Origin of the sequence: Nitratireductor aestuarii (assembly GCF_014641695.1) — a bacterium.
In the GTDB taxonomy this organism is placed as follows: Bacteria; Pseudomonadota; Alphaproteobacteria; order Rhizobiales; family Rhizobiaceae; genus Chelativorans; species Chelativorans aestuarii.
Genome location: NZ_BMIF01000003.1, coordinates 67,723 through 94,182, shown reverse-complemented (window position 1 = coordinate 94,182; position 26,460 = coordinate 67,723). Strand labels below are relative to the sequence as shown.

At 62.0% G+C, this 26,460-nt stretch carries 26 protein-coding genes and 2 tRNA genes; 15 read left to right on the top strand and 13 right to left on the bottom strand.

Annotated features, from left to right (window positions below; genetic code table 11):
- Window positions 1-6 precede the first annotated feature (6 nt).
- From IEX27_RS06565 to IEX27_RS06555, 3 genes are read right to left on the bottom strand one after another with little or no spacing between them, the layout of a single operon-like run.
- Window positions 7-1,476, bottom strand: a complete 1,470-nt coding sequence (locus IEX27_RS06565) for an NAD-dependent succinate-semialdehyde dehydrogenase (protein WP_188720153.1) — start codon at window positions 1,474-1,476, stop codon at window positions 7-9.
- Between the two features lie 16 nt (window positions 1,477-1,492).
- The gene (locus tag IEX27_RS06560) at window positions 1,493-2,710 is read right to left on the bottom strand and encodes an iron-containing alcohol dehydrogenase (RefSeq protein ID WP_188720152.1); all 1,218 of its coding nucleotides are present in this window, start codon (window positions 2,708-2,710) and stop codon (window positions 1,493-1,495) included.
- Entirely contained in the window at window positions 2,707-3,747 is a 1,041-nt protein-coding gene (locus tag IEX27_RS06555; RefSeq protein ID WP_188720151.1) for an Ldh family oxidoreductase, read from the bottom strand. Before IEX27_RS06555 ends, IEX27_RS06560 begins: the two co-directional genes overlap by 4 nt.
- A gap of 78 nt (window positions 3,748-3,825) precedes the next feature.
- Here IEX27_RS06555 and IEX27_RS06550 point away from each other — a divergent pair, with 78 nt between their 5' ends.
- The 5 genes from IEX27_RS06550 (at window position 3,826) to IEX27_RS06530 (ending at window position 8,757) form a co-directional block, all read left to right on the top strand.
- A complete protein-coding gene (locus tag IEX27_RS06550) occupies window positions 3,826-4,539 on the top strand; it encodes a GntR family transcriptional regulator (protein ID WP_188720150.1) in 714 nt (237 codons plus the stop codon).
- Window positions 4,539-6,116, top strand: a complete 1,578-nt coding sequence (locus IEX27_RS06545) for a sugar ABC transporter ATP-binding protein (RefSeq protein WP_188720388.1) — start codon at window positions 4,539-4,541, stop codon at window positions 6,114-6,116. Before IEX27_RS06550 ends, IEX27_RS06545 begins: the two co-directional genes overlap by 1 nt.
- On the top strand, window positions 6,091-7,095 hold the full coding sequence (locus tag IEX27_RS06540; RefSeq protein WP_188720149.1) for an ABC transporter permease: 1,005 nt from the start codon (window positions 6,091-6,093) through the stop codon (window positions 7,093-7,095). The genes IEX27_RS06545 and IEX27_RS06540 overlap by 26 nt, the downstream gene beginning before the upstream one ends.
- Before the next feature lie 57 nt (window positions 7,096-7,152).
- Window positions 7,153-8,100 (top strand): substrate-binding domain-containing protein, encoded by a 948-nt coding sequence (locus IEX27_RS06535; RefSeq protein ID WP_188720148.1) that lies wholly within the window; start codon window positions 7,153-7,155, stop codon window positions 8,098-8,100.
- A 69-nt stretch (window positions 8,101-8,169) separates the two neighbouring features.
- Window positions 8,170-8,757, top strand: coding sequence for a DJ-1/PfpI family protein (locus IEX27_RS06530; protein WP_188720147.1), 588 nt, complete (start codon window positions 8,170-8,172; stop codon window positions 8,755-8,757).
- A gap of 156 nt (window positions 8,758-8,913) precedes the next feature.
- Here IEX27_RS06530 and IEX27_RS06525 read toward each other — a convergent pair whose 3' ends face one another.
- Window positions 8,914-9,786, bottom strand: coding sequence for a ChaN family lipoprotein (locus IEX27_RS06525; RefSeq protein WP_188720146.1), 873 nt, complete (start codon window positions 9,784-9,786; stop codon window positions 8,914-8,916).
- Between the two features lie 97 nt (window positions 9,787-9,883).
- Between IEX27_RS06525 and IEX27_RS06520 the strand changes: the two genes are divergently transcribed.
- The 7 genes from IEX27_RS06520 (at window position 9,884) to IEX27_RS06490 (ending at window position 16,651) form a co-directional block, all read left to right on the top strand.
- A complete protein-coding gene (locus IEX27_RS06520; RefSeq protein WP_244630254.1) occupies window positions 9,884-11,029 on the top strand; it encodes an SH3 domain-containing protein in 1,146 nt (381 codons plus the stop codon).
- 162 nt (window positions 11,030-11,191) lie between these two features.
- The gene (gene leuB / locus IEX27_RS06515) at window positions 11,192-12,304 is read left to right on the top strand and encodes a 3-isopropylmalate dehydrogenase (RefSeq protein ID WP_188720145.1); all 1,113 of its coding nucleotides are present in this window, start codon (window positions 11,192-11,194) and stop codon (window positions 12,302-12,304) included.
- A 161-nt stretch (window positions 12,305-12,465) separates the two neighbouring features.
- Complete coding sequence (locus tag IEX27_RS06510) at window positions 12,466-13,494, top strand: OmpA family protein (protein WP_188720144.1); 1,029 nt, start codon at window positions 12,466-12,468, stop codon at window positions 13,492-13,494.
- A gap of 342 nt (window positions 13,495-13,836) precedes the next feature.
- A complete protein-coding gene (locus IEX27_RS06505; protein WP_188720143.1) occupies window positions 13,837-14,871 on the top strand; it encodes an aspartate-semialdehyde dehydrogenase in 1,035 nt (344 codons plus the stop codon).
- A 113-nt stretch (window positions 14,872-14,984) separates the two neighbouring features.
- A complete protein-coding gene (gene pncA / locus IEX27_RS06500; RefSeq protein ID WP_188720142.1) occupies window positions 14,985-15,584 on the top strand; it encodes a bifunctional nicotinamidase/pyrazinamidase in 600 nt (199 codons plus the stop codon).
- 125 nt (window positions 15,585-15,709) lie between these two features.
- Window positions 15,710-16,159, top strand: coding sequence for a hypothetical protein (locus IEX27_RS06495; protein WP_188720141.1), 450 nt, complete (start codon window positions 15,710-15,712; stop codon window positions 16,157-16,159).
- Between the two features lie 3 nt (window positions 16,160-16,162).
- On the top strand, window positions 16,163-16,651 hold the full coding sequence (locus IEX27_RS06490) for a DoxX family protein (protein ID WP_188720140.1): 489 nt from the start codon (window positions 16,163-16,165) through the stop codon (window positions 16,649-16,651).
- A 59-nt stretch (window positions 16,652-16,710) separates the two neighbouring features.
- On the opposite strand, the gene IEX27_RS06485 is transcribed toward IEX27_RS06490, so the two are convergent.
- The 6 genes from IEX27_RS06485 to IEX27_RS06460 form a co-directional block, all read right to left on the bottom strand.
- Entirely contained in the window at window positions 16,711-17,076 is a 366-nt protein-coding gene (locus IEX27_RS06485) for a DUF423 domain-containing protein (RefSeq protein WP_188720139.1), read from the bottom strand.
- A gap of 157 nt (window positions 17,077-17,233) precedes the next feature.
- Window positions 17,234-17,476 (bottom strand): hypothetical protein, encoded by a 243-nt coding sequence (locus IEX27_RS06480; RefSeq protein ID WP_244630253.1) that lies wholly within the window; start codon window positions 17,474-17,476, stop codon window positions 17,234-17,236.
- A gap of 205 nt (window positions 17,477-17,681) precedes the next feature.
- Window positions 17,682-17,891 carry a cold-shock protein gene (locus tag IEX27_RS06475; protein ID WP_188720137.1) on the bottom strand — a complete coding sequence of 70 codons (210 nt, stop codon included), beginning with the start codon at window positions 17,889-17,891 and terminating at the stop codon, window positions 17,682-17,684.
- Between the two features lie 12 nt (window positions 17,892-17,903).
- Window positions 17,904-18,167 (bottom strand): hypothetical protein, encoded by a 264-nt coding sequence (locus IEX27_RS06470; RefSeq protein ID WP_188720136.1) that lies wholly within the window; start codon window positions 18,165-18,167, stop codon window positions 17,904-17,906.
- Window positions 18,140-18,214 (bottom strand) — tRNA-Gly (locus IEX27_RS06465). The genes IEX27_RS06470 and IEX27_RS06465 overlap by 28 nt, the downstream gene beginning before the upstream one ends.
- Window positions 18,215-18,399: 185 nt before the next feature.
- Window positions 18,400-18,474: transfer RNA gene (locus tag IEX27_RS06460), tRNA-Gly, on the bottom strand.
- 201 nt (window positions 18,475-18,675) lie between these two features.
- Here IEX27_RS06460 and IEX27_RS06455 point away from each other — a divergent pair.
- The 3 genes from IEX27_RS06455 to IEX27_RS06445 all read left to right on the top strand — a co-directional run bounded on the left by IEX27_RS06455 (window position 18,676) and on the right by IEX27_RS06445 (window position 20,517).
- A complete protein-coding gene (locus IEX27_RS06455; protein WP_188720135.1) occupies window positions 18,676-19,173 on the top strand; it encodes a prolyl-tRNA synthetase associated domain-containing protein in 498 nt (165 codons plus the stop codon).
- A gap of 69 nt (window positions 19,174-19,242) precedes the next feature.
- Complete coding sequence (gene trxA / locus IEX27_RS06450; RefSeq protein WP_188720134.1) at window positions 19,243-20,229, top strand: thioredoxin; 987 nt, start codon at window positions 19,243-19,245, stop codon at window positions 20,227-20,229.
- Window positions 20,230-20,307: 78 nt separating this feature from the next.
- Window positions 20,308-20,517, top strand: a complete 210-nt coding sequence (locus IEX27_RS06445; protein ID WP_188720133.1) for a Trm112 family protein — start codon at window positions 20,308-20,310, stop codon at window positions 20,515-20,517.
- Window positions 20,518-20,596: 79 nt separating this feature from the next.
- Here IEX27_RS06445 and IEX27_RS06440 read toward each other — a convergent pair whose 3' ends face one another.
- From IEX27_RS06440 to IEX27_RS21330, 3 genes are read right to left on the bottom strand one after another with little or no spacing between them, the layout of a single operon-like run.
- Window positions 20,597-23,899, bottom strand: coding sequence for an error-prone DNA polymerase (locus IEX27_RS06440; RefSeq protein ID WP_188720132.1), 3,303 nt, complete (start codon window positions 23,897-23,899; stop codon window positions 20,597-20,599).
- Complete coding sequence (locus IEX27_RS06435; RefSeq protein ID WP_280516471.1) at window positions 23,896-25,476, bottom strand: Y-family DNA polymerase; 1,581 nt, start codon at window positions 25,474-25,476, stop codon at window positions 23,896-23,898. The genes IEX27_RS06440 and IEX27_RS06435 overlap by 4 nt, the downstream gene beginning before the upstream one ends.
- A complete protein-coding gene (locus tag IEX27_RS21330) occupies window positions 25,424-26,392 on the bottom strand; it encodes an ImuA family protein (RefSeq protein ID WP_244630252.1) in 969 nt (322 codons plus the stop codon). Before IEX27_RS21330 ends, IEX27_RS06435 begins: the two co-directional genes overlap by 53 nt.
- Window positions 26,393-26,460 lie beyond the last annotated feature (68 nt).

Here is a 26,460-nt window from a genome sequence, read left to right as displayed (position 1 = left end):
CAGCCTTCAGATCGTCGTGGCCACGTATTTTGCCTCGAGGAATTCGAGAATGCCATGGGCCCCGCCCTCACGGCCCAGCCCGCTCTGCTTGACGCCGCCGAAGGGCGCGGCCGCGTCCGAGACCAGCCCGCGGTTGAGCCCGACCATGCCGGTTTCGATCCGGCGGCTGAGCTGCAGGCCCCTCTTCACGTCGGATGTGTAGAGGTACGCGGCAAGACCATGCTCGGTATCGTTGGCGAAGGCCACCGCGTCATCCGGGTTGCTGAAACGGTAGACCGGCGCCACCGGACCGAAGATCTCCTCCTCCGTCATCATCGCGTCGCGCGACACGTCCGTAAGCACGGTGGGTGGGTAATAGAACCCCTTGTTGGCGAGTAGCTTTCCGCCCAGAAGCACCTTCGCGCCACGGCTCACGGCGTCGGTCACCAGCGCGTCGATCTTCTCGACGGCCTTGCGGGTGATCATCGGCCCGCACTGGACGCTTTCGTCCAGACCCGGGCCGACCTTGAGCGCTGCCATGCGTTTGACAAGCCCGTCAACGAACCGGTCATGGATGCCATCCTGCACGAGGAAGCGGTTGGCGGCCGTGCAGGCTTCGCCCGCGTTGCGCATCTTGGCGATCATCGCGCCGTCGAGCGCGGCTTCCAAGTCCGCATCGTCGAACACGATGAAGGGCGCATTCCCGCCGAGCTCCATTGAGCAGCTCACGACGGTGCGGGCAGCTTCCGCCAGCAGCGTGCGGCCGACGGCCGTGGAGCCGGTGAAGGAGAGCTTGCGGACGCGCGCATCGTCCAGCATTGCGGCGGTCACCGGACCGGGCTTGGTTGTGGTGATGACGTTCACCACACCGTCGGGCACGCCGGCGTCGCGGTAGAGCGTGGCGAGCGCATAGGCCGTGAGCGGCGTCTCGCTTGCGGGCTTGAGGATGACCGTGCATCCTGCCGCCAGCGCCGGAGCGATCTTGCGGGTCGCCATCGCCGCCGGAAAGTTCCACGGCGTGATGAGCACACAGATGCCGATCGGCTCATACTCGACGATGATGTGGTTGTTACCCGACGGTGCGATTTGGTACTCGCCGCGCACGCGCACGCCCTCCTCCGCGTACCAGCGGAAGAACTCGGCAGCATAGGTCACCTCGCCGCGCGCGTCCGCCAGGCTCTTGCCGTTCTCGAGCGTGATCAGGCGGGCGAGCTCCTCATGGCGCTCGATCATGAGATGGAAGCAGCGCATGAGGATTTCCGAGCGCTTGCGGGGCGGGGTCGCGCTCCATCCTTCGGCTGCCGCATGGGCCGCATCCACCGCCGCCCGGGCGTGCTCGACCGTCGCATCGGCGACCTGGGCCAGCACTTCTTCCGTTGCCGGATCAACGACGGGAATGGCATTGCCGGGCACCCACTGCCCTCCGATGAAGAGGCCCGGCGCGTAGTCATGGCACGAGCGCGGCAGGCCTGTATCGGTCGGAATTGGCTTGTTCATACTCTGCTCCTGTAGCTCAGTCGACGCTCGCGAGGTCGCCCGCATAGGCAGCCTGAAGCAGGCGTTCCATTGAGGCGGCATCGAGCGGACGCGGATTGTTCTTGATGAGGCGGTCGACGGTCAGCCCCTGCTCGCCGACCCATGCGAGCTTGTCGCGCGCAAGGCCGAGCTCCGCGAGCGAAGCCGGGATGCCGATCGTGCGGAACAACGTGGCGACGTGACGTATCGTCAGCTCGCCCAGCTGCCCCTCGTCGGCTCCATCAAGCCCCATCGCCCGTCCGATCTCGGCGAGCTCTGCGCCATAGGCCGCACGGTTATAAGCCATCACATAGGGCATCATGCAGGCCACGCCGAGGCCATGCGCCGTGTGAGTCAGCGCGCCGATCGGGTACTGGATCGCATGCGACGCCGCCGTGCCGGCCGTGCCGAACGCGAGTCCCGCGTAGAGCGCGCCCATCATAACTTTGGTACGCGCCTCGAGATCCGAGCCCTCACGGCAAGCCCGGTCAAGACCGGCGTTGATCAGGCTGATGGCCTTGAGCGCGAAGAAGTCCGTCATCTCGGTCTTGCCGATGAACACCCGTTCAAGCGCGAGGTCGGGCGAAGGCTCGCGGCGCACTGCCATGAAGGCCTCGATGGCATGAGTCAGGGCATCGGCTCCTGTCACTGCGGTCAGTCCGGGCGGGCAGGTCAGCGTCAGTTCCGGATCGCAGATGGCAACCTGCGGAATGAGATACGGGCTCGAGATGCCCACCTTCATGATCTTGTCCGGGTCAGAGAGCACCGCGACCGGCGTCGCTTCCGATCCCGTGCCCGCCGTGGTCGGCATGGCGATGATCGGAAGCACGGGACCGGGAACCTTGAACTCTCCATAATACTGCTCGGGCGATCCCCCGTGCGTCATCAGCAGCGCGACGCATTTGGCATAGTCGAGGCAGCTTCCGCCGCCGATGCCGATCACCAGGTCCGGATTGAACTCGCGCGCCGGCACCGCCGCCCGGACGCAGGAGTCCCGCGGCACGTCGGGCTCGACACCGGCGTCGATCTGAACCACCATCCCGGCGCTGCGCAGGTCATCCATCATTTCGAGGAATATTGGATCCCCCGCCAGCCGCGCATCCGTGCAAACCAGCGCACGGTTGCCGAAGCGGCGTGCGACGCGGCCGAGAGATCTGCGCTGCCCGCTGCCGAACAGGATTTCGCGGGGCGCCCTGAGCGCGGTGGAGGTGATCATGATGGATGGCCTTCCTCTCTAAGGGAAAACAGTTTCGTGGCTTCGGGACCGGAAAGACGTGACCAGAGGGCGGGAGCGATATTGATACCCTTCGCCAGCGCCTCCTGCCGGCGCGAACGAGCGCGGTCGCCGGGCACCAGAATCCGCCCCGCGCCTTCGCGGACCCGGGCATTGCGAACGCGATCGAGATAGCCCGCGATCGCATCGGCAAGGCCGTTGCGGGCAGGATCGATCACGATGAACACATCGCCCTTGTTGGCCGGATGTCGGTCATCGAGCGTGCCGCGCACGTCGGGTGCGAAGGCAGACCCGGCGATGGAGGCAACCAGCAGCTCGAACCCGAGCCCCAGCCCAAACCCCTTGGCGCCTCCAAACGAGGCGAGCGAGCCGGCCTTCGCGGCCTCCGCATCGGTGGTGGGCCGGCCTTCCGCGTCGAGCGCCCAGCCTTCCTCCAGCGGTTCTCCGCGCAACGCATGATCGTGCACCTTGCCCATCGAGACGATACCCGTCGCGAGATCGAGCACGAACGGCTCGCCCGGGCGCCCCGGCACCGCTATTGCGATGGGGTTTGTGCCGAGCATGGCCTCGGCGCCGCCATGCGGATGGACAAGCGCCTCGGAGCTCGACAGGGCAATGCCGATGCATCCGGCCTCAGCTACCTGCTCCACATAGGGCGCCAGCATCCCGAGATGGTTTGAGTTGGAAATGCCGGCAACAGCGATACCGGTTTCCGGGACCCGTGCAATCAGGGCCTGGATGGCAGCAATCGCAACCGCGGGTCCCATGCCCGCTTCGCCCTCCACATGAAGATAGGCGCTGCGCTGCCAGCTGTGCCGGCCGGTCGTCGAAACGTTCACGAGGCCATTGCAGATTCGCTTCAGGAGGCGCGGCAGACGCTGCAAACCATGCGAGGCATGACCTCTCAGTTCCGCCTGCACCAGCACCTCCGCCTGGAGTCGTGCGTGCTCCTCCGGCACCCCCGCCCGCTCCAGAAGAGCGCGTGCCACGGACATCGCTAAGTCCGCCGATATCAACATCCACCCAAATCCTATATGATATCAGATTGAATATCGTGTAGCATCGTGCTAATTGAAATTCAATAGCGAGAGGAAGCAATGGCAAGACGAGCTCAGACACAGGACAGCGCAGCGAGCGAGACACCCGGCACAACGACCATCCGGCGTCCCTCCAGCCTTGCCAACGAAGTCTATGAGACGATCTTCGCGCAGCTCATGTCGCTGAGGATCGCGCCGGGCTCCCGCATCACGGTCGACAATCTGGCCCGTGAGCTTGGCGTTTCTCAAACTCCGGTTCGCGAGGCACTGGGGCGCCTGGAGGGTGAAGGGCTCGTCTTAAAAACCCATCTCATGGGATATCGGGCCGCGCCGCAGCTCAATGCCAAGCAGTTCCTTGATCTTTACGAGATGCGCCTGCTGATCGAGCCCTATGCCGCTCGCCAGGCGGTCGCGAGCCTGGACGATGACAGCCTTGCCCGCCTCACCGAGGCGGCCGGCGTCATGGCTAGCCGGGGCCAAAAGGGTGACGAGCGGATCCGCTATTCGCAGTTCGCTCGCGAGGATGCGGTGTTCCATGACATGATCATGGAGATGGGCGGCAACGAGCTGATGCGCTCCACGCTCGCCCACCAGCACGTGCATTACCATATCTTCCGCCTGATGTTTCACTCGCGGGTTACGGAAGAGGCACTTTCCGAGCACGAGGCCATCATCTCAGCCTTCGAAGCGCGCGACGCGGACGCTGCCGAGGCCGCGATGCGCGTGCACATCGAGCGGTCGCGGGACCGCCTGCTGCCGGTGTTCGAGCAATGATGGAAGCTGCGCTTGAGATAAGGTCGGCGCCTCCTGCGGAGACCGCAGAGCTGTTGCGGCTGACCGGAGCGGGCAAGCAGTATGGTCCGGTCACGGTTCTGCGTGACGTCAACCTCTCCATCCATGGCGGTGAGATTCATGCGATCATAGGCGAGAACGGCGCTGGCAAGTCCACGCTCATGCGTCTGATATCCGGCCACATCCAGCCCAGCTTCGGAACGATCAACTATCTTGGCGAGGACATGGCCTTCCACGGGCCCGCCGACGCCGAACGGCGCGGCATCGTGCTCGTCCATCAGGAAATCCTGCTCGCCGAGGATCTGACGGTCGTAGAGAACCTGTTCCTTGGCCGCGAGGTCACGCGTCACGGCGTGATCGATGACCGGACGATGGAGCAGATCGCCATCCGTCAGTTGGCTGCGCTGGGCTGCACTGCGCGCCCCTGGCAGCTCGTACGTGAGCTGTCGATCGCGCAGCGGCAGATGGTGCAGATCGCCCGCGGGCTACTGGAGGAGCACAGGATCGTCATCTTCGACGAGCCCACCGCCGTCCTCACCGCCTCCGAAGTGGATCTGCTGCTCGACAAGATCCGGGCGCTCCGAGACCGGGGGGTCGCCGTTCTCTACATTTCGCACCGACTCGATGAGGTCGAGGCGCTCGCCGATCGCATCACCGTGCTACGCGACGGCAATATGATCGGCACCTACGATGCCGGTAGCGTCACCCAGCAGGACATGGCGCGGCTGATGGTCGGACGCGAACTTTCGATGCTCTATCCGCACAAGCGCGGCACCAGCGCCGCCGATCCACTGTTTGAGGTCGAGCACCTTTCTGTTCCCGGCTTCGTTCATGAGGCGTCCTTCGTCGCCCGGCCCGGCGAGGTGCTGGGTTTCGGCGGCATGATCGGCGCCGGGCGGACGGAGATCTTCGAGGGCATCCTCGGCTTGAGGCCGGCGAAGGCAGCAGCCATCCGCGTGAACGGCAAGCCGGTCCAGATCAGGTCGGTCGCCGATGGCTTCGAGGCAGGCATCGGCTACCTGACCGAGGACCGCAAGGGCAAGGGGTTGCTGCTGCGGGAGCGGCTGGCGCCGAACCTCGTGCTCAGCGCTCTCTCCTGGCTCTACAGAAAAATCTACACCGACGAGCGTATCGAGAACGCCGAGCTCAATGGCGCCATCCGGCGGTACGACATCCGCGTGCGCTCGAAGAAGCTCGAGGCTGGGCAGCTATCGGGAGGAAACCAGCAGAAGCTGCTGCTGGCAAAGACGATGCTGCAGGACCCCTCGATCGTCATCATCGACGAACCGACCCGCGGCATCGACATCGGCAACAAGAGCCAGATCTACAGCTTCATCGATGAGCTCGTGCGCCAGGGCAAGGCCTGCATCGTCATATCGTCGGAACTGCAGGAACTGGTGGGTCTGTGTGACCGCGTGCTCGTCATGAAGGACGGGAGGATTACGGCGGAACTCAGGAATGGGGACGTCACCGAGAATGCCGTGGTGCTGGCCGCCACGGTCGGTTCCGGCGCCGTTGGGTCTAGGGAGGAGAATGCACGTGACCGACACCACCTCTGAACTTGTAAGCAAGGAGTCGGTATTCCAGCGCATCAACTGGGTCGATCTCGGACCGTTCATCGCGCTCGCCGTTCTGGTGGTCGTGGGCTACCTGATCAATCCCGACTTCCTGTCGCCCACGAACATCACCAACGTCGTGACCCGCGCCACCTTCATCGGCATCATCGCGGTGGGCGCTACCTTCGTCATCTCGTCGGGGTGTCTGGACCTGTCGGTCGGTTCCATGGCCGCCTTCGCCGCGGGAGCCATGATCCTGTTCATGAACTGGCTTGTTCCGACATGGGGCGCCAACGCCATCCCTGCCGGCATCGTCTTCGTACTGTGCGTGGGAGCGCTCTGCGGCCTGGTGAACGGCCTGGTCGTAACCCTCGGCAAGATCGAACCCTTCATCGTGACGCTGGGCACGATGGGCGTCTATCGCGCCTTCATCACCTTCATGTCGAACGGCGGCTCGATCCCGATCGACCGCTCGCTGCGCGAGCCCTTCCGGCCGCTCTATTTCGGCACGGTGATGGGCATTCCGATCCCGGTGCTTGTCTGCGCGGCCGTCGCCATCGTCGGCTCGTTCATCCTCTACAAGACCAAGTTCGGACGGCGCTGCGCCGCGGTTGGCGCCAACGTCGAGGTGGCGCGCTTCTCCGGCATCTCGGTCGGCCGGATTCGCACGCTCGCGTTCGTCATTCAGGGCATCTGCGTCGCCATCGCGGCCATCTGCTACGTGCCACGCCTCGGCGCCGCGACACCTACCACCGGCCTGCTGTGGGAGCTGCAGGTCATCACAGCCGTCGTCATTGGCGGCACGGCCCTGCGAGGAGGCAAGGGTCATATCTGGGGCAGCCTGGCGGGTGCAGTGATCCTCGAGTTCATCGCCAACCTGATGGTGCTTTCGGACTTCATCTCCGAGTACCTCGTGGCAGCTGTTCAGGGCGTCATCATCATCGTCGCCATGCTGATCCAGAGGTTCTCGAGACGGTCGTGACGGAGCCACACGACACGCGTCTTTTCACAGTGGCTCATTATTATGGGAGGAGTAGTAATGATTAAGAGGACTATGTTCGCACTGGCTGGTGCGGTGGCGCTTCTCGGCGCCGCGCCGGCACTGGCCCAGGACACCAAGGTGATCGCCGTCTCCATTCCGGCCGCAACGCACGGCTGGACCGGCGGTGTCGTCTATCACGCCGAGGCAGCGGCCAAGGAGGTCAAGGCCGCGTTCCCGAACATCGACGTCATCGTCAACACCTCGCCTTCGGCCGTCGCTCAGGTGGGCGTGCTCGAGGACCTCGTAGCCACGCGCAAGCCTGATGCGCTGGTGATCCTGCCCTTCACTTCCGAAGAGCTGACTGGCCCGGTCCAGTCGGTGAAGGAAGCGGGCACCTTCATCACCGTCGTTGACCGTGGCCTGACCGACGAGACCATCCAGGATCTCTATGTCGCAGGCGACAACATCGCGGTGGGCTCCACCACTGCCCAGTTCCTGCTCGAGGAGCTCGGCAAGGGTGACGTGGTCGTCCTGCGCGGCATTCCGACCGTGATCGACGACGAGCGCATCCAGGGCTTCCAGGACGCGCTCGAAGGCAGCGACATCAAGATCCTGGACATCCAGTACGCCAACTGGAACCGCGACGATGCCTTCAAGGTGATGCAGGACTTCCTCGCGAAGTATCCGAAGATCGACGCTGTCTGGGCGAACGACGACGACATGCTGCTCGGTGTGCTCGAAGCCACCCAGCAGGCTGGCCGTACCGACATCAAGTTCGCGCTTGGCGCCAACGGCATGAAGGAGATCATCGAGAAGGTGATGGAGGGCGATGAGATCACGCCGATCTCCACCCCCTACCCGCCGTCGATGATCAAGACCGCGATCTACCTGACCGCGGCCAACCTCAACGGCCAGGCGCCTGTCCGCGGCAAGGTGATCCTCGATGCTCCGCGCATCACCAAGGAGAACGCACAGGAATTCTACTTCCCGGACTCCCCGTTCTGATCTGATCAATGGCGGCGGGCCTCACCGGTCCGCCGCTCAAGCCATCCTGAGACTCAAGGAGTGATGAACATGCCTGGTAAGAAAATCCTGATGCTCGTGGGCGAGTTCACCGAGGAATACGAGATCTACGTCTACCAGCAGGCCATGGAAGCCGTAGGTCACACTGTTCACGTGGTCTGCCCGGACAAGAAGGCAGGCGACATGATCGCCACGTCGTTGCACGACTTCGAAGGGCATCAGACCTACACGGAAAAGCTCGGCCACTATTTCCAGCTCAACAAGACCTTCAGCGAAGTGCGCCTCGAGGAGTACGACGCAGTCTACTGCGCTGGCGGCCGCGGCCCGGAATACATCCGCACCGACAAGCGCGTGCAGGCGATCGTCCGCCATTTCCATGAGACCAAGAAGCCGATCTTCACGATCTGCCACGGCGTGCAGATCCTCGTTGCGGTCGATGGCGTCGTGCGCGGCAAGCGCGTCGGCGCGCTCGGCGCCTGCGAGCCCGAGGTCATTCTTGCTGGCGGCGAATATGTCGACCTCTCGCCCACCGAGGCGCTGGTCGACGGCAACATGGTCTCGGCCAAGGGTTGGACAGCCCTTGCGGCCTTCATCCGCGAGTGCCTGAATGTGCTCGGGACCAAGATCGTCCACAGCTGAGCAAACGCCTTTCTCTGCTGAGCGGCTTCCTCTCAACTCCTCGACCGCCGTGTCGGGGAGTTTCTTTTTGCAGTCCTGCAAGGCTGGCGGAACAGAGCAGGCGGCAGCGGAGGCGCACGGCCGCGCAGCTGCTGCGGATCTTGCTGAGTCTGGTTGCTACCGATGCTGTTCGGGAAGCGGCGGCGGGTCGCGGCGCTGCGGTTGGGCTCGGTCCGACGTGTCCAGACGGAAGATGGCGTCAGCAATGGGAGTTTCTTCCGACTCGAAATCCTCGTCTGACGGGAGCAGGACGGAAACGCGCGTGATCGCGAGATCATCCAGCTGAAAAGGCGTGCCGTAGCCATATTCGAGGTGGCCACGGCCGATGATACCGATGACGAGCGCTTCAGGATCATCCTCAAGCGCGTAAGCGATGTTGCAGGCGAAGGCGCGATCCCAGGTCTGCTGGGCTCGCACGAAACGGTCGAAGGCCAGGTGGTCCGCCGACTTCGCCTCGCGATCCGGTCGCGCGCCGCCTGTAACATCGAAAAGGTACTGGCGGTATTCCATAGTGGCCGGCTTCGCGGGGGTCAGCCCATCGCGCTCTTCTGCCGGAATGGCATCCCAGCCTTCCTTGCCTACGCGGGTGACCAGCGCGCGATAGCAGTTAAGCGCGCGCATCGGCACCTTGAACTGGCGGCAGAAATGGAAAAGCGGCAGGTAGAGGTCCGGATCGAAGTTCCAGACCGTCTTCCATTCCGCCTTCTCCAGAAAGGCGTCCGCATCCAGCTCGCCCGCCACGAACGCATCGAGCGCCGGCTGCACCCGGCGCGGAAACATCTCGAATCCCATGACGAGCCTGCGGCCAGTGGCGAGTAGCCCCGCCGCTACATGAAGCTGCCAGCGATGAATGTCGAACCGGTCGTGGGTCTCGCCCAGCAGCACAGCCTGCTGTTTGCCCATGCGCGCCATGAGATCAGCATGATCGACGAGCGATCGAGTCCTAGGCTCAAGCCAGGTTCCGGCAGGATGTGGGATGGTATCGGTCATGCAGGCAGTCTCGGCGAAAGCGCCTAGAAGTTCAATCTCTCAATGCTGTTGACGGCCTACCCCGCGCCAGCTCATATTTGTCGAACGGGGAGCGGGTATGAGCATATTTTTGCGACTAATTCTGTTGGTGGTCGGCGTCACTGCGTTCGGTGGCCATCATGCACATGCTGACCTTTCATACACCGCGCACAGTACATCCGAGGGGTACAGCTTCATCCTGGTGAGTGGCAGTTTTTCTTACGATGACAACCTCCGCGAGTTTGAGCAGGTCGTGCTCAGACACGATGCGTCTGTCGTCACCTTCAACTCACCTGGCGGAAACATAGCAAAGGCGATGGAGCTAGGCCGCCTCATCCGCTCCAACCAACTCGGCACCATCCAGTTCCGCGACAGCGAGTGCTCCTCTGCCTGTTCTCTGGCATTCATGGGAGGCGTTCAGCGATATGCGGAGGCGGGCTCGATCGGCGTCCATAAGTCGTCTTATAGCGACAGCTCCAGGCTCTCCACGGAAGAGGCGGTGTCTCACGTTCAGGCGCTAACCGCGGAAGTCATCATGTTCATGGGAGAAATGGGTGTCGACCCCGCACTTCTCCAGCTTGCTTTGCAGTATGACAGCAACGACATCCGCTATCTCTCCCGCAGCGAAATGGAAAAGTACCGGGTCACAACGATCAGCGGAACGTCTGTTGCCACCTCAAGCAACACGTTCACCCCTCGCCCACCGGCCAGTCCGCCGCGCTCTGTATCCGGCATCAGCGAAAACCGGCTGACCATTCCGGAGGCTCGATCCGGGCGCGTGAGACATCCCAAAGGCAAGGCCCCGGTGAAGCTGGATTCGAATGGAGACTCGCCCACTCTTGCGACCTTGCAGAACGGTACTTCGCTTCGAATCCTCGACAATCAGGACCGGTGGTACCGCGTCCAATCTGGAAGAATAACCGGCTACATGCACCATACCTGGGTCTACGTCGACCAGTTTGACAGCGGGCCATTCAATCGCCGTCACCTGCAGATCAAGAGCTACGACAACCTGAATGATGCGATCCGTTTCGCTGAGGCTTCTCCGTTGAACCTAGACGTCTATCTTGCATCGAACGCCTGGTATGCCGTTACTCTGAGAGGGACCTTCGAAGAAGGCAACGGAAGGGCTGTCCTGAAGCGTCTGAAAAGCAGCCATCAGATTCCAGACGATTCCTTCATGACTTACGCCAACACCTACGTCAGGAAGCTCTGCTGCAACTGAAGGGCTGAGACGGCGTGGAACCGCTTCACCCTGCGAAATCTGCGCGAAGCGAAGCAGTCGCGCCCCTAAAGCGTACCATTATGCGGTAGAGTCATCTTGCAGAACGCTTCCATGGCGTTTAGCAAGAGGCCCTGTTTTGTGATGCAGAAGGCATGATTTCCCATGGCAACGCGCAAGCTTCTTCTTCTTCCTGGCGACGGCATCGGCCCCGAGGCCATGGCTCAGGTTACCCGCCTCATTGACGTTCTGAATTCCGACTTCAACGCAGGCTTCGAAACACAAACCGGTCTCGTCGGCGGCTCTGCCTATGATGCGCATGGCCAGTCCATTTCCGAAGAGGACATGAAGCTCGCGCTCGCCGCTGACGCTGTGCTGTTCGGCGCCGTTGGCGGACCGAAGTGGGATAGCGTGCCCTACGAAGTGCGTCCGGAAGCCGGCCTCCTGCGCCTGCGCAAGGACATGGAGCTCTTCGCCAACCTTCGCCCGGCCATCTGCTACCCGGCGCTCGCTGCTTCCTCCTCGCTCAAGCCGGAAGTTGTCGAAGGCCTCGACATCCTGATCGTGCGCGAGCTCACCGGCGGCGTCTACTTTGGCGATCCGAAGGAGATCATCGACCTCGGCAACGGCCAGAAGCGCGGTATCGACACGCAGGTCTATGACACGTTCGAGATCGAGCGCATTTCAGGCGTGGCCTTCGAACTGGCGCGTACCCGTCAGAACAAGGTGTGCTCCATGGAAAAGCACAACGTGATGAAGTCCGGCGTGCTCTGGAAAGAGGTCGTATCGGCTACTCACAAGGCCAAGTATTCCGACGTGGAGCTGACCCACATGCTGGCCGACGCCGGTGGCATGCAGCTCGTTCGCTGGCCCAAGCAGTTCGACGTGATCGTGACCGACAACCTGTTCGGCGACATGCTGTCTGACGTTGCAGCGATGCTCACCGGTTCGCTCGGCATGCTGCCGTCGGCATCGCTCGGCGCACCGGATGGCGTTACCGGCAAGCGCAAGGCGCTCTATGAGCCGGTGCACGGCTCCGCGCCGGACATTGCCGGCCAGGGCGTTGCAAACCCGATCGCCATGATCGCTTCCTTCGCGATGTGCCTGCGCTACTCGTTCAACATGATCGAGGAAGCCGACCGCCTGGAAAAGGCAATCGCCGAGGTTCTGAACGACGGTCTGCGTACCAAGGACATCATGTCCGAGGGCATGAACGAAGTTGGCACCGAGGCCATGGGCGACGCGATCATCGCCAAGTACCGCGCACTCGCTGCCTGATACAAACTATCAGCGCTTCGCATCGACGGCCCTTCATTTCGAGGGGCCGTTTTTGTTTGTTGGCTAATAAATTATTTGATTTTCAGCGGACTTCGGAATTCAATATCAGGATCAGCAAGCATACCCATCGAATAGACCAATCTTTTCTGGGATATCGTGCCTTGATCAAAGCTGCTCTTGTTTGCCTCGCCCTTCTTGCCGGGGCTATGACCGCCGACGCCGCAGAATACCAGAAAGTATTTTCGGAGGATCAGCCCGGCGCCAAGGACCATCCCCTCACCGGCCGCTACGGCGACTCCAGGATCCTGCTGCAGAGTGTTGCGGCTTTCAATGAGATCACGTTTGCCGCCGGCAAGGCCGACTACCAAGGCGGCAAGCACTTCACCGAAACGGTGAAGGCGGAGGGGAAGGTCACCCGGACCATCTACATCACCCCGACAGAGCGTTCGACGCTGGAGGTGTTCCGCAATTTCTACGACAAACTCAGCGGCGATGGATTCGAGACCGTGTTCCAGTGCGCAGGCACGGACGAGTGCGGCGAGCCGTTCAAGGAACTCAAATACCACTGGAACAACAAGGATACCCACGTCAGCAACACGACCGTGACGGGCGACCGCACGCGGTTCGTCAGCTCTGTCTTCGACGGCGGGCAAGATATCCGCTATGCCCTGATGAAGAAGGACGGGACATTCGTCAGCCTCTTCGTGGCGCTCAACCGCGGCGGCACCTTCGGCGACTATTCCGCGGCGCTGAATGATCGGGTGACGGCTCTCGTTGAGATCGCCGAGCCAAAGGCGATGGACAATCTCATGCGCACCATCGACAGCGCCGAGATGGCTTCCACCATCGCCAGCATGGGCAGCATCGCGCTCTACGGCCTCTATTTCGACACGGCCAAGGCGGAGCTCAAGGCAGAGTCCGAGCCGCAGCTCGTGGAGATGGCAAACTACCTCAAGAGCAACGACCTGAAGTTCTACGTCGTCGGCCACACGGACAGCCAGGGCAAGCTGGACTACAACCTCGACCTCTCCAACCGTCGCGCCAAGGCAGTTGCGGCCGAGCTGGTGAAGCGCGGGATCAAGAAGGACCGGATCGACGCGCGTGGCGTTGGTCCGCTGGCTCCGGCTGCTCCGAATGATGACGACGACGGCCGCGCCAGGAACCGCCGGGTGGTGCTGGTGGCGCAGTAACGCTTATTTGGCCGACGCCGCTATGCGCGCTGTGCAGGCTTGCGCAGCACCCATGACAATTGACTTCACACCAATTCTGCGTAAAAAGCACCGCTGAACGGAGATTGCTCGGTCATGTGCGCCTTTCATGCGCTTATCATTGCCAGCTTACCAGACGCGGCCGCAAGCGGCAGCGCGTGTCTCCGCTTTACTAAAACAACGACGGCCAAAACGACCCTCAAAACGGTCTAATCTTCCTTGGCTCACTCGTTCTCTCCCCGAGACAAGCCGGGGGAGGAGCAGAGCCCGCGAGGCCGGCGGGTTTGATCCGAAGCTAGCGGAGAGAACAGGAGTAGTGGACTCATGGGTTTTAAGATCGCTGTCGTCGGTGCGACCGGAAATGTCGGCCGTGAAATGCTCAACATCCTGGAAGAGCGCGGCTTTCCGGCTGACGAAGTCGTAGCGCTCGCATCGCGCCGCTCGCAGGGCACCGAAGTTTCCTACGGCGATCGCACGCTGAAGGTGCAGGCGCTGGAGAACTACGATTTCTCCGACACCGACATCGCGCTGATGTCCGCCGGCGGCAACGTATCCAAGGAATGGTCTCCGCGCATCGGCCAGCAGGGCTGCGTCGTGATCGACAATTCCTCGGCCTGGCGCTACGACGCGGAAGTTCCGCTGATCGTGCCCGAGGTCAATCCGGAGGCCGTCGACGGTTTCCGCAAGAAGAACATCATCGCGAACCCGAACTGCTCCACCGCACAGCTGGTCGTAGCCCTCAAGCCGCTGCATGAGCGCGCCACCATCAAGCGCGTCGTCGTCGCCACCTACCAGTCCGTTTCGGGCGCCGGCAAGGAAGGCATGGACGAACTGTTCGAGCAGACCCGCGCCGTGTTCGTGGCCGACCCGATCTCGACCAAGAAGTTCACCAAGCGCATCGCCTTCAACGTGATTCCGCACATCGACGTCTTCATGGAAGACGGCTACACCAAGGAAGAATGGAAGGTGATGGCCGAGACCAAGAAGATGCTTGATCCGAAGATCAAGCTCACCTGCACCGCTGTCCGCGTGCCGGTCTTTATCGGTCACTCCGAAGCCGTCAACATCGAGTTCGAAAAGCCAATCACGGCTGAAGAGGCACGCGACCTCCTGCGCGAGGCTCCAGGCTGCCTGGTCATCGACAAGCAGGAAGACGGCGGCTACATCACGCCTTACGAAAGTGCTGGCGAAGACGCCACCTACATCAGCCGCATCCGCGAGGACGCGACGGTTGAGAACGGTCTCTCCCTGTGGGTCGTTGCCGACAACCTGCGCAAGGGTGCAGCACTCAACGCCGTGCAGATCGCCGAACTGCTGCTCGCACGCGGCCTGATCACGCCGAAGAAGCAGGCTGCCTGATTTATCTGGCCTCGGAGGGGAGCGTTTCCTGGCGAAATGCTCCCTCCTCCACATTTCGGACCACAATCCCATATTCACTCCCCTTTCCGTCTTTCCTGCCTGAGGTCTGATCCATGGCCGATGAAGCGCTTATCGTTGTCGATGTGCAGAACGATTTTTGCCCCGGCGGAGCGCTGGCGGTGGAAGGCGGGCACGAGATCGTGCCGATCGTAAACAGGCTGATCCAGGAGCACGACAACGTTATCCTGACGCAGGACTGGCACCCGGCAGGACACCTGAGCTTCGCCTCGTCCCATCCGGGCAAGGCCCCGTTCGAGACCATCGAGATGCCCTATGGAGCGCAGACGCTGTGGCCGGACCATTGCGTGCAGGGAACCCAGGGCGCGGAGTTTCATCCTGATCTCGACGTAACGAAGGCCGAGCTGATCATCCGCAAGGGTTTTCGCCGCGAGATCGACAGCTATTCCACCTTCTACGAGAACGACCGCAAGACGACGACCGGCCTTGAGGGTTATCTGCGCGACCGCGGTATACGGAAGGTTGTACTCGCGGGACTCGCGACTGACTTCTGCGTAGCCTATTCCGTCATCGACGCCTGCCAGCACGGGTTTGACGTGACCGTTCTGCTGGAAGCCTGCCGTGCGATTGACCTCAATGGCTCCCTCGACGCGATGATCCTACAGATGAAAGAAGCCGGCGCCAATATTTTATAGCCCAGAATTATTCAATATAAAACAATACATATTGATGCGCTATGAAGTAATCCGGTCCCTAATTCTTGCGGGACCTATACTTCTTCTGGCATAAGCGCGGCCGACGTTTGTCACGAACGGAGGCTATGTTGCACAACAAGCACCTGATTTCCGAGCGCAGATTATCCATACTCTCGATTCTTGTTGCTTTCCTTTTCCTCGGGAACATTTGTTACCAGCTGCACGTCGTCCCGGAATGGAAGTGGGGTCCGGCGATCCACAAGACGCCGAAGCACACAGTGTCCGACTTCCGCTCCGAGATTTTCGAACGCGGCAAGAGCATATACGCGCTAGCCGCGTATATCGATCCGAACGCGGACTATGAGCCTGAGGCTTTTCCTGAACTCGTCCACGGCAGCCAATACCGTTCCACTCAGCTTGGGCCGATGGTCAGCGACGGCTGCAACGTCGTCGTGGTGCACCGGCTGGAGCAGGAAGGCGCCGCGCCGATCACTGTCATCGACATCATCCATATCGGCCAGCGTGGTGGGCGGATCGACCGGATGACCCGCTACATCGCCGACGGACGGAGGTAAACCATGTCACGCATGATCGAATACGAATGGAATGTCGGGACTGTCACGAAGCTCGCCCTCTCCGCGATGCGGATCTATCTCGGCTGCTGGATGATCGTGACTGGCACGTCCTACTGGCTGACAGAGTTCGGACTGCCCAGCATCTTCCCGCATCTCGTGCGCAACGCGCCGCTCTCGAGCCAACTGCTGGTGACGCTGATGGAAGTCGGCCTCTACGATGTCGTAAAAACCTGGGAGATCATCGGCGGTCTGATGCTGGTGTTCAACCGCTTCGTGCCGCTCGGGCTCATCATCTGCCTGCCGATCACCTTCATCGTCTGGTACAACGCGATCATCCTGAACGAGCGATACGGCCACCTCTTCAACCCCACCCACATGGGCGCCATGTGCTTCTACATGAATATCCTGGTGATGGTTGGATATGCGCGATACTACGCGCCGCTGGTGGTGACGAGAGCGAAGATGGGGAGCGTCAAGGGCGTTGAGAATTGATTGTGGGATCCAGTGACATGCTTCCGAAGAAGCATCTCGGTATTCGACAGACGATATAACTAGCCTTTTCTCCGTAACGCCAACAAAGCCAGCACCGCCCAGCCGGCGATCATCAGCACGCCGCCGATAGGCGTGATGGCGCCGAACCAGCGCGGGGCGCCGAGCGCCATGGCGTAGAGGGTTCCGGAGAAGATCAAAGCGCCGGCGGTAAACAGCCAGCTGGGGAGACGCCCCCAGGTCTGACCCGAGAGGCCGAGCGCCAGAATGGCGAGCGCGTGCCACATGTGATACTGCACGGCGGTCTGCCACCAGCCGAGCGCTTCCGCATCGACGCGCGCCTTCAGTCCGTGGGCGCCGAATGCTCCAAGGGCAACAGCAAGGCCGCCCAGAACCGCGCCCGTAATTACCAGCCGTTTCTCAACCAATTGACGTCACCCGTTGCATGCGGACCCGTATACGGCGCAAGCCGTCCGAGTGCTCTTGAAGCAGGACAATAGGAGAAGCTCAGGGGCCGGACAAGGAGACAGAACGGCGCTGGTTTTCGCGCCAATAAGGCGCGGCAGCGACAGGCAAGCCGTGGGGTTACTTCGCCGCTTTGCGCGCCGAAGATTTGGCCGTCTTCTTGGCCGCGGGGGCTGCGGGGATGCTTGCCTCGGCGGCTTCGCGTGCAAGCCGGGCAGCGCGGAGACGTTCGGTCTTGGCGTCGCGTGCGGCCGTTTCCTGATCCAGGATCTCGCGCGCCACCCGCGTGGTGACGTCGCCCTTGGTCTCATGCTTGTTTACGGCAGTCGGGGTGAAAACAGAATTGATGAGCGCGTGGTCCATCATGTTCCTCCTTAGAGCGCGGGATGCGGGCGGGAAACCGCTTCACACTTTTCCTCATCCCACTTTAAATGAAAAAGGCCGGGAAGATCCCGACCTCTCCTCAAAGCGCCTCAAGGTCCCTGCCAGTACATCCGTGGTCAAGGATCGAAGCGCTGATGTCATGCCTTAGGCACTACAGCACAGGGTGTCGCCACCCCGCTGAGTGTTAAGCAGCCTGCAGGTTCTGCGCTGCGTACTTGCCGCTGCGGTTGTCCTTCACTACGTCGAAAGTCAGCTTCTGGCCTTCGACCAGCGAGGTCATGCCCGAACGCTCAACAGCAGAGATATGGACGAATACGTCCGGCTGGCCATTGTCGAGTACGATGAAGCCAAAACCCTTGGTGGAATTGAAGAACTTAACGGTTCCAGTGTTCATGATTATTCCCTTTCAATTGGAATAGAGGTTGGTCGCCCGGCAGCGTGCCAGACGGCGGGTCGTTCGAAATTGAAAAGGAAGATCGTAGAAACGCGCAAAGCGCGGAAACAAAGTTCGTTCAGCAAGTTCGATAAAGCCAATGTAGGTGGCTATTGCGGTTATTGCAAGGCAGGAGGGGGATTTATTTATTGCCAGGCCCGAAAACACGAAAGCCACGCTGATGCGCGGCTTTTTCGTGGTGCCATTTTTGGAGCGGGCGATGGGATTCGAACCCACGACCCCAACCTTGGCAAGGTTGTGCTCTACCCCTGAGCTACACCCGCTTTCGCAACACCGTCAGGCGCTGCAGATGGCGCGCTTATAAGCCTAACTGCGGGACAAATGCAACTCGGGAAAATCAGAAACCGTGACGAACAATGTGGATTTCTACAGATTCGTCTTGCGGCGCTAAGCAGGCCCGGAAAACACGAAAGCCGCGCAATGCGCGGCTTTTTCGTGGTGCCATTTTTGGAGCGGGCGATGGGATTCGAACCCACGACCCCAACCTTGGCAAGGTTGTGCTCTACCCCTGAGCTACACCCGCTTTCGCAACACCGTCAGGCGCTGCAGGTGGCGCCTATATGGCCGAACTCCCGGCCGATTGCAACAGGGAAAAAGCAAGTTTTTCACATCAGCCTCATCAGGATTGACGCACCCCCTGCTCGCGGCCACGCAGAGCCTTTGTTTGCTTGCCATCAGCCGATGCGTTTGCCAAAACTCCCACGCTTTCTCGTTGGGGATTCTCATGCCGAAGACGCCAGAAGACCTGATGAAGTTCCTTTCCTCGCTGGGGATCAAGGTGACGACTCACACGCATGTGCCAGTGTTCTCCGTGAGTGAATCGCGCGGCATCTGCGACCACATTCCAGGTGCGCACACGAAGAACCTCTTCCTGCGCGACCGCAAGGACCGTCACTTTCTCGTGACGCTCGAGCAGGACGCCGTGGTCGACCTGAAGTCGATACACCACCTTATCGGCGCTTCCGGCCGCGTTTCCTTCGGCAAGCCTGAGACAATGATGGAACTCTTGGGCGTGATTCCCGGCGCGGTGACCGTTTTCGGCGTGATCAACGACACGAATCACCATTTGACGGTTGTGCTCGATGCGCCCTTAATGGAAAGCAATATCATCAATGGCCATCCTCTCCACAATGCAGCGACGACGTCCATCCAGCGGGATGACCTCATCCGCTTCATCAGGGCGACGGGGCACGAGCCGTTGATCTTGAAAGTTTCGCAATGATCGCCACATCTCAGCGCGGGCGAAAAGCTCGGGGACTTGGTAGGCGTAAGAGCTGGTGAAAGGGCTAAGATGAGCGACCGGAACAATCCTTATGCGGGTGGGGGCTACAGCTCGCAGGCAGGCGGGTCACAAAGTGTGAGCTATGGTGCTTCCAACGGCGCCGCGGCCAATCTGGCCGGTCCCTCCGACGCAGAGCTGATCAAGGATACGACGACGCAGGCTTTCACGGCTGACGTGATTCGCGAATCGCGCAATCAGCCCGTGCTGGTCGACTTCTGGGCGCCCTGGTGCGGACCCTGCCGTCAGCTCACCCCGGCACTCGAGAAGGTAGTGCGCGAAGCGCGTGGCCGCGTGAAGCTGGTGAAGCTAAACATCGACGAGCATCCCGCCATTCCTGGCCAGCTCGGCGTGCAGTCCATTCCCGCGATCATCGCCTTCAAGGACGGCCAGCCCATCGACGGTTTCATGGGCGCGATTCCCGAGAGCCAGATCCGCGAGTTCATCGACCGCATCGCCAAGGGTGGTGCGCCGCAGATCGAGGATGCACTGGCCGCCGCCGCACAGGCACGCAGCGAAGGCGATGCCCAGGGTGCTGCACAGATCTACGCTGCCATTCTTCAGCAGGACCCCGAGAATGTCGACGCGCTTGCAGCGCTGGCCGATCTGTTCTTCGACGCGGGTCAGGCCGAGCAGGCACACAAGTTCCTGGAGCAGGTGCCGGCGGACAAGCAGGATGCGCCGGCCGTAGCGGCCGTACGGACCAAGATTGCGCTTGCCGAGCAGGTGGCCAAGCTTGGCGACCCGGCAGAACTGGAGCGCCGTCTGGCGGCTGATCCCGCCGATCATCAAGCACGATTCGACCTCGCCCTCATCTGCAATGCGCGCGGTGAGCGCGACGCTGCGGCTGACCATCTGCTCGCGATCATGAAGGCCGACCGGCAGTGGGAAGATGACGGCGCGCGCAAGAAGCTCCTGGAGCTGTTCGAGGCCTGGGGCATGACAGACCGCGCAACGCTTGCCGGACGCCGCAAGCTTTCCTCGCTACTGTTCTCCTGATTCTGAACCAAGATCACGGCGATTCGGCCTCTTCACCAGAGGCCGGTCGCTCCGGACTGATGAAACAAGGTTGCCCCGATGGTCGATAGCGGACGCGTGAACAAGAATCCGGTCGATCCCAAGTTGCTCGAGCTGCTCGTCTGCCCCGTCACCAAAGGCACACTGGAGTGGGACGCGGCGAAGCAGGAACTCATCTCCCGACGCGCGCGCCTTGCCTATCCGGTGCGCGACGGCGTGCCTGTCATGCTGCCATCCGAAGCGCGCGAGCTTCAGGACGAGGAGCTATAAGCGCCTACCTATCGGTGACTGATCACTGACACGGTTCTTTCTTCCGTATCACGGTCTCCTCTTCCATCTACTTCCCTCCTCAGTGGAAATTCCGTCCCTTCGGCATGACGGCAGAAACTCCGGCGACGCGTGGCGGACCGGAGACGGTGTGGCTCCCCTGCCCTGCGGGTTTACTCTCGGGCGGAGCTGAGCGCTCTTCCTCCTTCGTCAGCAGGTTCAGCCAACTACTCAGGTCTTCGATCTTTTCCGCGATCACGTGGATGACATCCGAGACGATCTGGAGCCTGCCTGTCACGCGCACCAGACGTGAGCCGAGCACTTCCGGCCTGAATTTTTCAAATACCTGCGTGCGAACAACGATATTGGTCGTGCCCGTTTCGTCCTCGATGGTCATGAAGATGATGCCCTTGGAGGTACCGGGACGCTGGCGGATGAGGACGAGGCCTGCAACCGAAATGCGCTGCCCGTTGCGCCTGTCCCGGAGCGATCCATTCGGCACGACGCCGCTTTGCTTAAGCTGATCACGCAGGAAGGCGAGCGGATGCGCCTTCAGGGAGAGACTTAGCGAACGATAGTCGCTCACCACATGCTCGCTCGGGCGCATGGCGGGAAGCTCCATCTGCGGCTCGGCCTCAAACAGGCCGATCTCGCGCCTGTCGAGAAGAGGCAGGCGATCCGATGCGCGGGCCTCATCCAGCGCATGGACCGCCCAGAGCGCTGCGCGACGGTCGAGGCCGATCGAGCGGAAGGCATCGGCTTCGGCAAGGCGGGCGAGCACGCTCTTGGGCAGGCCGGAGCGCAACCACAAGTCGCGCACGGACTTGTAACCTTCCCCGCGCCGCGTGACGAGCTGCTCCATGTCCTGCTGGGCAAGGCCCTTGATCTGGCGGAAGCCGAGCCGCAGCCCATGTGCGGTGCGGATGATGGAGCGCATCGACCTATGCTGGGGAGCGATCCGCGAGGGCTTGAACGTGGCCTGCTCAAGCGTCGAATCCCAGACGGAAAAATTGATGTCGGGCTCGCGGATCTCCACGCCGTGCTCGCGGGCGTCGCGCACAAGCTGCGCCGGCGCATAGAAGCCCATTGGCTGAGAGTTCAGGAGCGCCGTGCAAAAAATGTCCGGGTAATAGGCCTTGAACCAGGCGGAGGCGTAGACCAGCAGCGCAAACGAGGCGGCGTGGCTTTCCGGGAAGCCGTATTCGCCAAAGCCTTCCAGCTGACGGAAGCAGCGCTCGGCAAAATCCCGCGGGTAACCCTTCCTGACCATGCCCTCAACGAGCTTGTCGCGATAGTGCCTCACCGCGCCGGTGCGCCGGAAGGTGGCCATGGCGCGGCGCAGCTGGTCGGCTTCACTGGAGGTAAAGCCGCCTGCGACGATAGCGATCTTCATCGCCTGTTCCTGAAACAGGGGAACGCCGAGCGTCTTGCCAAGGATCGCCCGCAGTTCATCATTGTGGTACTCGGGCTTCTCCCTTCCCTCACGCCGACGCAGATAAGGGTGAACCATGTCGCCCTGAATGGGGCCAGGACGCACGATCGCCACCTCGATCACCAGATCATAGAAGGTTTGCGGCTGCAGGCGCGGCAGCATGGACATCTGCGCGCGGGACTCCACCTGGAACACGCCGATCGTATCCGCACGCGATATCATGTCGTAGACCGGCTTTTCCTCCTGGGGCAAAGTGGCCAGCGTATAGGGGCGGCCGAAGGAATCCCGCGCCGGGTAGTGGGTCTCCAGCAGATCGAAGCAGCGGCGCAGGCAGGAGAGCATGCCGAGCGCCAGAATATCGACCTTGAGCAGGCCGACATTGTCGAGATCGTCCTTGTCCCACTCGATCATCTTGCGCTCTTCCATCGCCGTCTTGACGATGGGCACGATTTCATCGAGCCGATCCCTGGTGATGACGAAGCCGCCGACATGCTGCGAAAGATGGCGGGGGAAGCCCATGATCTCGTTGGCGCGCTCGAAGGTGTGGCGGGTCAGCGGATCGGACCGGTCCAGCCCGGCGGCACCTGCCTCCTGCTCGCCCACCTCTTTGCTGGACCAGCCCCAGATGGAGCCCGCGAGCGCATTCACGATATCCTCGGAGAGGCCCATGGCCTTCGCGACCTCGCGCATGGCCGAACGACCGCGATAGGAGATGACGGCGGCCGCGAGTGCAGTATTTTTCTCGCTATACTTTTGATAAATATAGGCAATCACCTCGGCGCGCCGGTCATGCTCGAAATCGACATCGATGTCCGGCGGTTCATTGCGCTCTTCGGAAATGAAGCGCTCGAGCAAATGGTCCATGATGTCGGGGCCGACATCGGTGATGCCCAGGCAATAGCAGACCAGCGAATTGGCGGCAGAGCCGCGGCCCTGGCACAGGATGCGCTGACGCCGGGCAAAGCGCACGATGTCGAACACCGTGAGGAAATAGCGGGCGTAGTTCTTCTTTTCGATGAGCGTCAGTTCCTTGCGGATCAGCTCCTCGTGCTTCGGCTCCAGACCCTTGGGGAAGCGCCGCTTCGCCCCTTCCCACGTCAGACGTTCCAGCTCAGCCTGTGCGGTGAGCCCCCGCTCCGACACCTCGTCGGGGTAGTTGTGCTCCAGTTCCTTGAGCGAGAAAGAAAGACTTGCGGCGAAGCGCTGGGTCTCGGCCAGCGCTTGCAGATAATCGCGGAAAAGGCGCTGCATTTCGCGGGGCAGTTTCAGGTGCCGCTCGGCGTTCATTTCCAGCTCAAGGCCAGACTTGGGCACAGTGGTCTTCAACCGGATGGCCGTCAGCACGTCCTGCAGGGCCCGGCGGTCCTTCGCATGGTAGAGAACGTCATTCGTCGCCATGAGCGGCAGGCCAAGCTCATTGGAGATTGAAGCGGCCTGGGCGAAACGCCAACGGTCATCGCCTTTATAAAGGGGGGCGAGCGCAATCCACGCAGACCTGCCGAAGCGGTCCTTGAAGGGCTGCAGCTGCGCGAGAAGCGCGTCCGCGGGTTGGGAAAAGTCGGCCAGGATGGCGAGCGAGATGTTGTCGCCCCAGTCGAAGAGATCCTGCCAGTAGAGGAGTGGTGCTCCTTTCTGCGCCTCCTCCCGCATGTTGGCCTGCGTCAGCATACGGCAGAGATGCGCCCAGCCTTGCCGGTCCTGCGGATAGGCCAGAACGTCCGGCGCGTCGTCGCTAAAGACCAGCCGGCAGCCAGGGTGATAATCAATCTCCTGTTCCTCGGCCTGCTTCCAGGCGCGCACCACGCCCGCGACGCTGTTGCGGTCCGCAAGGCCGATTGCCGTATAGCCCATCAGCTTGGCCGTCAGCACAAGCTCTTCCGGGCGGGAAGCTCCCCGCAGGAAGGAGAAGTTCGACTGAATGCCGAACTCCGCATAGGGCGGAATATCGCTCATGGGAACAGGCCATGCAGGTACCAGCGGGGCATGGTCTCGCCGTCATAGGTGCCTTCGCGGAACAGCCAGAAGCGGCGGCCTTCCATGTCCTCGACGCGGAAATAATCGCGGGCCGCGGAAATGGCAGCCTCCCGCCACCATTCCGGTTCGATCCGCTCTGGTCCCTCGGCCCGGCTGACGCGGTAAAGGGCCTTGCGCCAGCGGAACGAGAAGGGCGGTCCCTCCGGCACCTCGGCTGCCGCTTCGACAAGCTCCGGCCTTGCCAGCAGGCGAAGCGGCCGGGGAGAGACCGACCATGTCACCTCTTCCTGTTGCACGGCCGCAGCGGCGCCACCAGAGCCCCTGCCATTCATGACAAACCGATGCGCACCGGATCGTGCGGGCTGTCTCACCCAGTCGCGGAAGGACATGAATTCCGCCTGGCGTTCGGGAATGTGGCTCTCCGCAGGCGTTGGCATCATCACCGCGGCATCGCCCAGGCGGGCGCGCAGCCGGTCGACCATGAGGGAAAAACGCTCATCCTCCACGACCACCGCATCGCCGTGCAGGTCCTCCTGCTTTTCGACATAGGGGGCGGTGGATGCTGCGGCAAGCCGGACAAGCTCAAAGCCTTGGCCGGGATCGAGGCTGTCTTCCAGGACAGCGAATTTCTCTCGGAAGAGGAGCGCAATGGCCTGCGGCTCGCGGAGCGGGCGCGAGGTGCTGACGGAAATCCGCGAAACAACGCCATCGACCCGGAACAGGGAGAGGGTAAGCTGGCGCACCCCCTCGCCCCGGCGCTCCAGATCCTGCCGGAGCGTGCGCGCGAGCAGGAGCAGCAGATCCTTGATGTCATCAAGCAGGCTGATGGGTTCCCCAAGCCTGCGCTCCACGGATAGGGGCGGAACGGGAAGACGGGGCGAAATGGCCTCTTCGACCAGACCCAGGGCCTGATCGAGGCGCGTGACCAGCAGCCTTCCGAACCGGCGGACAAGCGGCCCGCGCGGCGCATTGAGAAGAGCACCGACACGGCGCAGGCCAACGCTTTCAAGCTTGCGCTGGGCTTCCTCCGCGATCCTCAGAGCCGCGAGCGGCATGGGCGTAAGCGCCTCGCCTTCCCCGCCTGCCGGAATGTTGACGGCGGCCCTTCCACTGAAACGCGCTGCCGCCCAAGCCATGCCAGGCGTGGGGGCCAACCCCGCGCGGGCGTCAAAGCCCTGCGCTGCAAGGCGGCGCACCACCTCCTGCAGAAGGGCATCTTCGCCACCAAAGAGGTGCGCACAGCCGCTGATGTCGAGCAGCAGACCATCGTAGCCATCGATGGCCACAAGCGGAGTGAAGTGATCGCACCAGTCCGCAAGGCGGGTCAGGAGCCGTTCGTCGCCCACCGGATCAGCCTCAAGCACTTCCAAATCCGGGTGCATGGCGCGGGCATCGGCAATTCCCAACCCCACGCGAAGGCCGAGCGCCTCCGCAGCCTCATTCATGGCCGCAATGCGCTGCGTGTTGTCCTCGCGGTGGCTGAGCACGAGCGGCGGCGTTGCTTCAGCCGGCTTTCTGCCGGCCTGCCGCCAGGCCGTTCCGTGCCTGTGACGCAGGATGCGATCCGTTGCCAGACGCGGCAGCCAGATTGCCAGTATCCGCCGCGTGGATTGTGTCGAGCTGAAGAGGTTTCCCTCGAACAGGCTGTCGTTCCTCAAAGGTAAGGTCATGGGAATTCCATTCCAGCACAAAGGTGCCTTCTTTTCCGGTGCGGCTCCTGGTGAGCGTGACGGCGAATGCCGGAGGGCCGATCGAGCGAGGCACGGTCCCCGCGATTGTTTCCCGCAACGTCGAGGCGGCAGAACTCACCTGGAAGCGGGTGGACGCAGCCGTGGGCTCCTCCTCGCCGGCATGGCGGATCAGGAAAAGCGGATAGCCGGCTGCGCGGGCACGGTGGCTCAACCTGCGCGTGGCCGTGAGGGTCAGCTTTGCCGGGTTTCCCTGCAGTTCCAGCAAAATAGCGCCAAACTGGTTCTGAATGGCTGCTTCTTCCGCGACCCAGAGCGCATCCTCGATGCGCTTCGGGTGCACCAGCAGAAGCCGGTCAGAGGTGATGCCGAACAGGCGCGTGAAGCCCGGTGCATAGGGAAGCCCCGTCTCGAAAAAGAAGTTTGAAAGGCCGATCCATAGGAGAGGCGACTGGCTTCCACTGCCCTTGCGGGCAATCGCCGCCAAGGCGAGACTGAACCCTGCCGCCACCGCGGCATCGCGAGTTTGCCTGCCGATGATCTCAATCAGGGCTGCCCGTGGAAGCCCCCCGCCCAAGGCCTCGTCCAGTTCCACAACCCCCAGCGGGAAAAGCCCTGCGGGATGGTTGCGCCGCACCAACATTCCGGCGGAATCGTCAGCTTTCTCCACCTCTTCGCCGCCCGCGCGACCGCCCTCCAGCCGTTCCGGCTGGGTGCCTTCTATGCGGGCAATCTGTTGGCGCAGGGCAAAAAGCTGCTCCTGCGCCGTGGCGGTGCGGGCCATGGCGTTCAAACTCTGTTTTGTTCTCGTTATGTTCTATAGAGATTCCAGAGGTCGTATCCAGAGTCAAG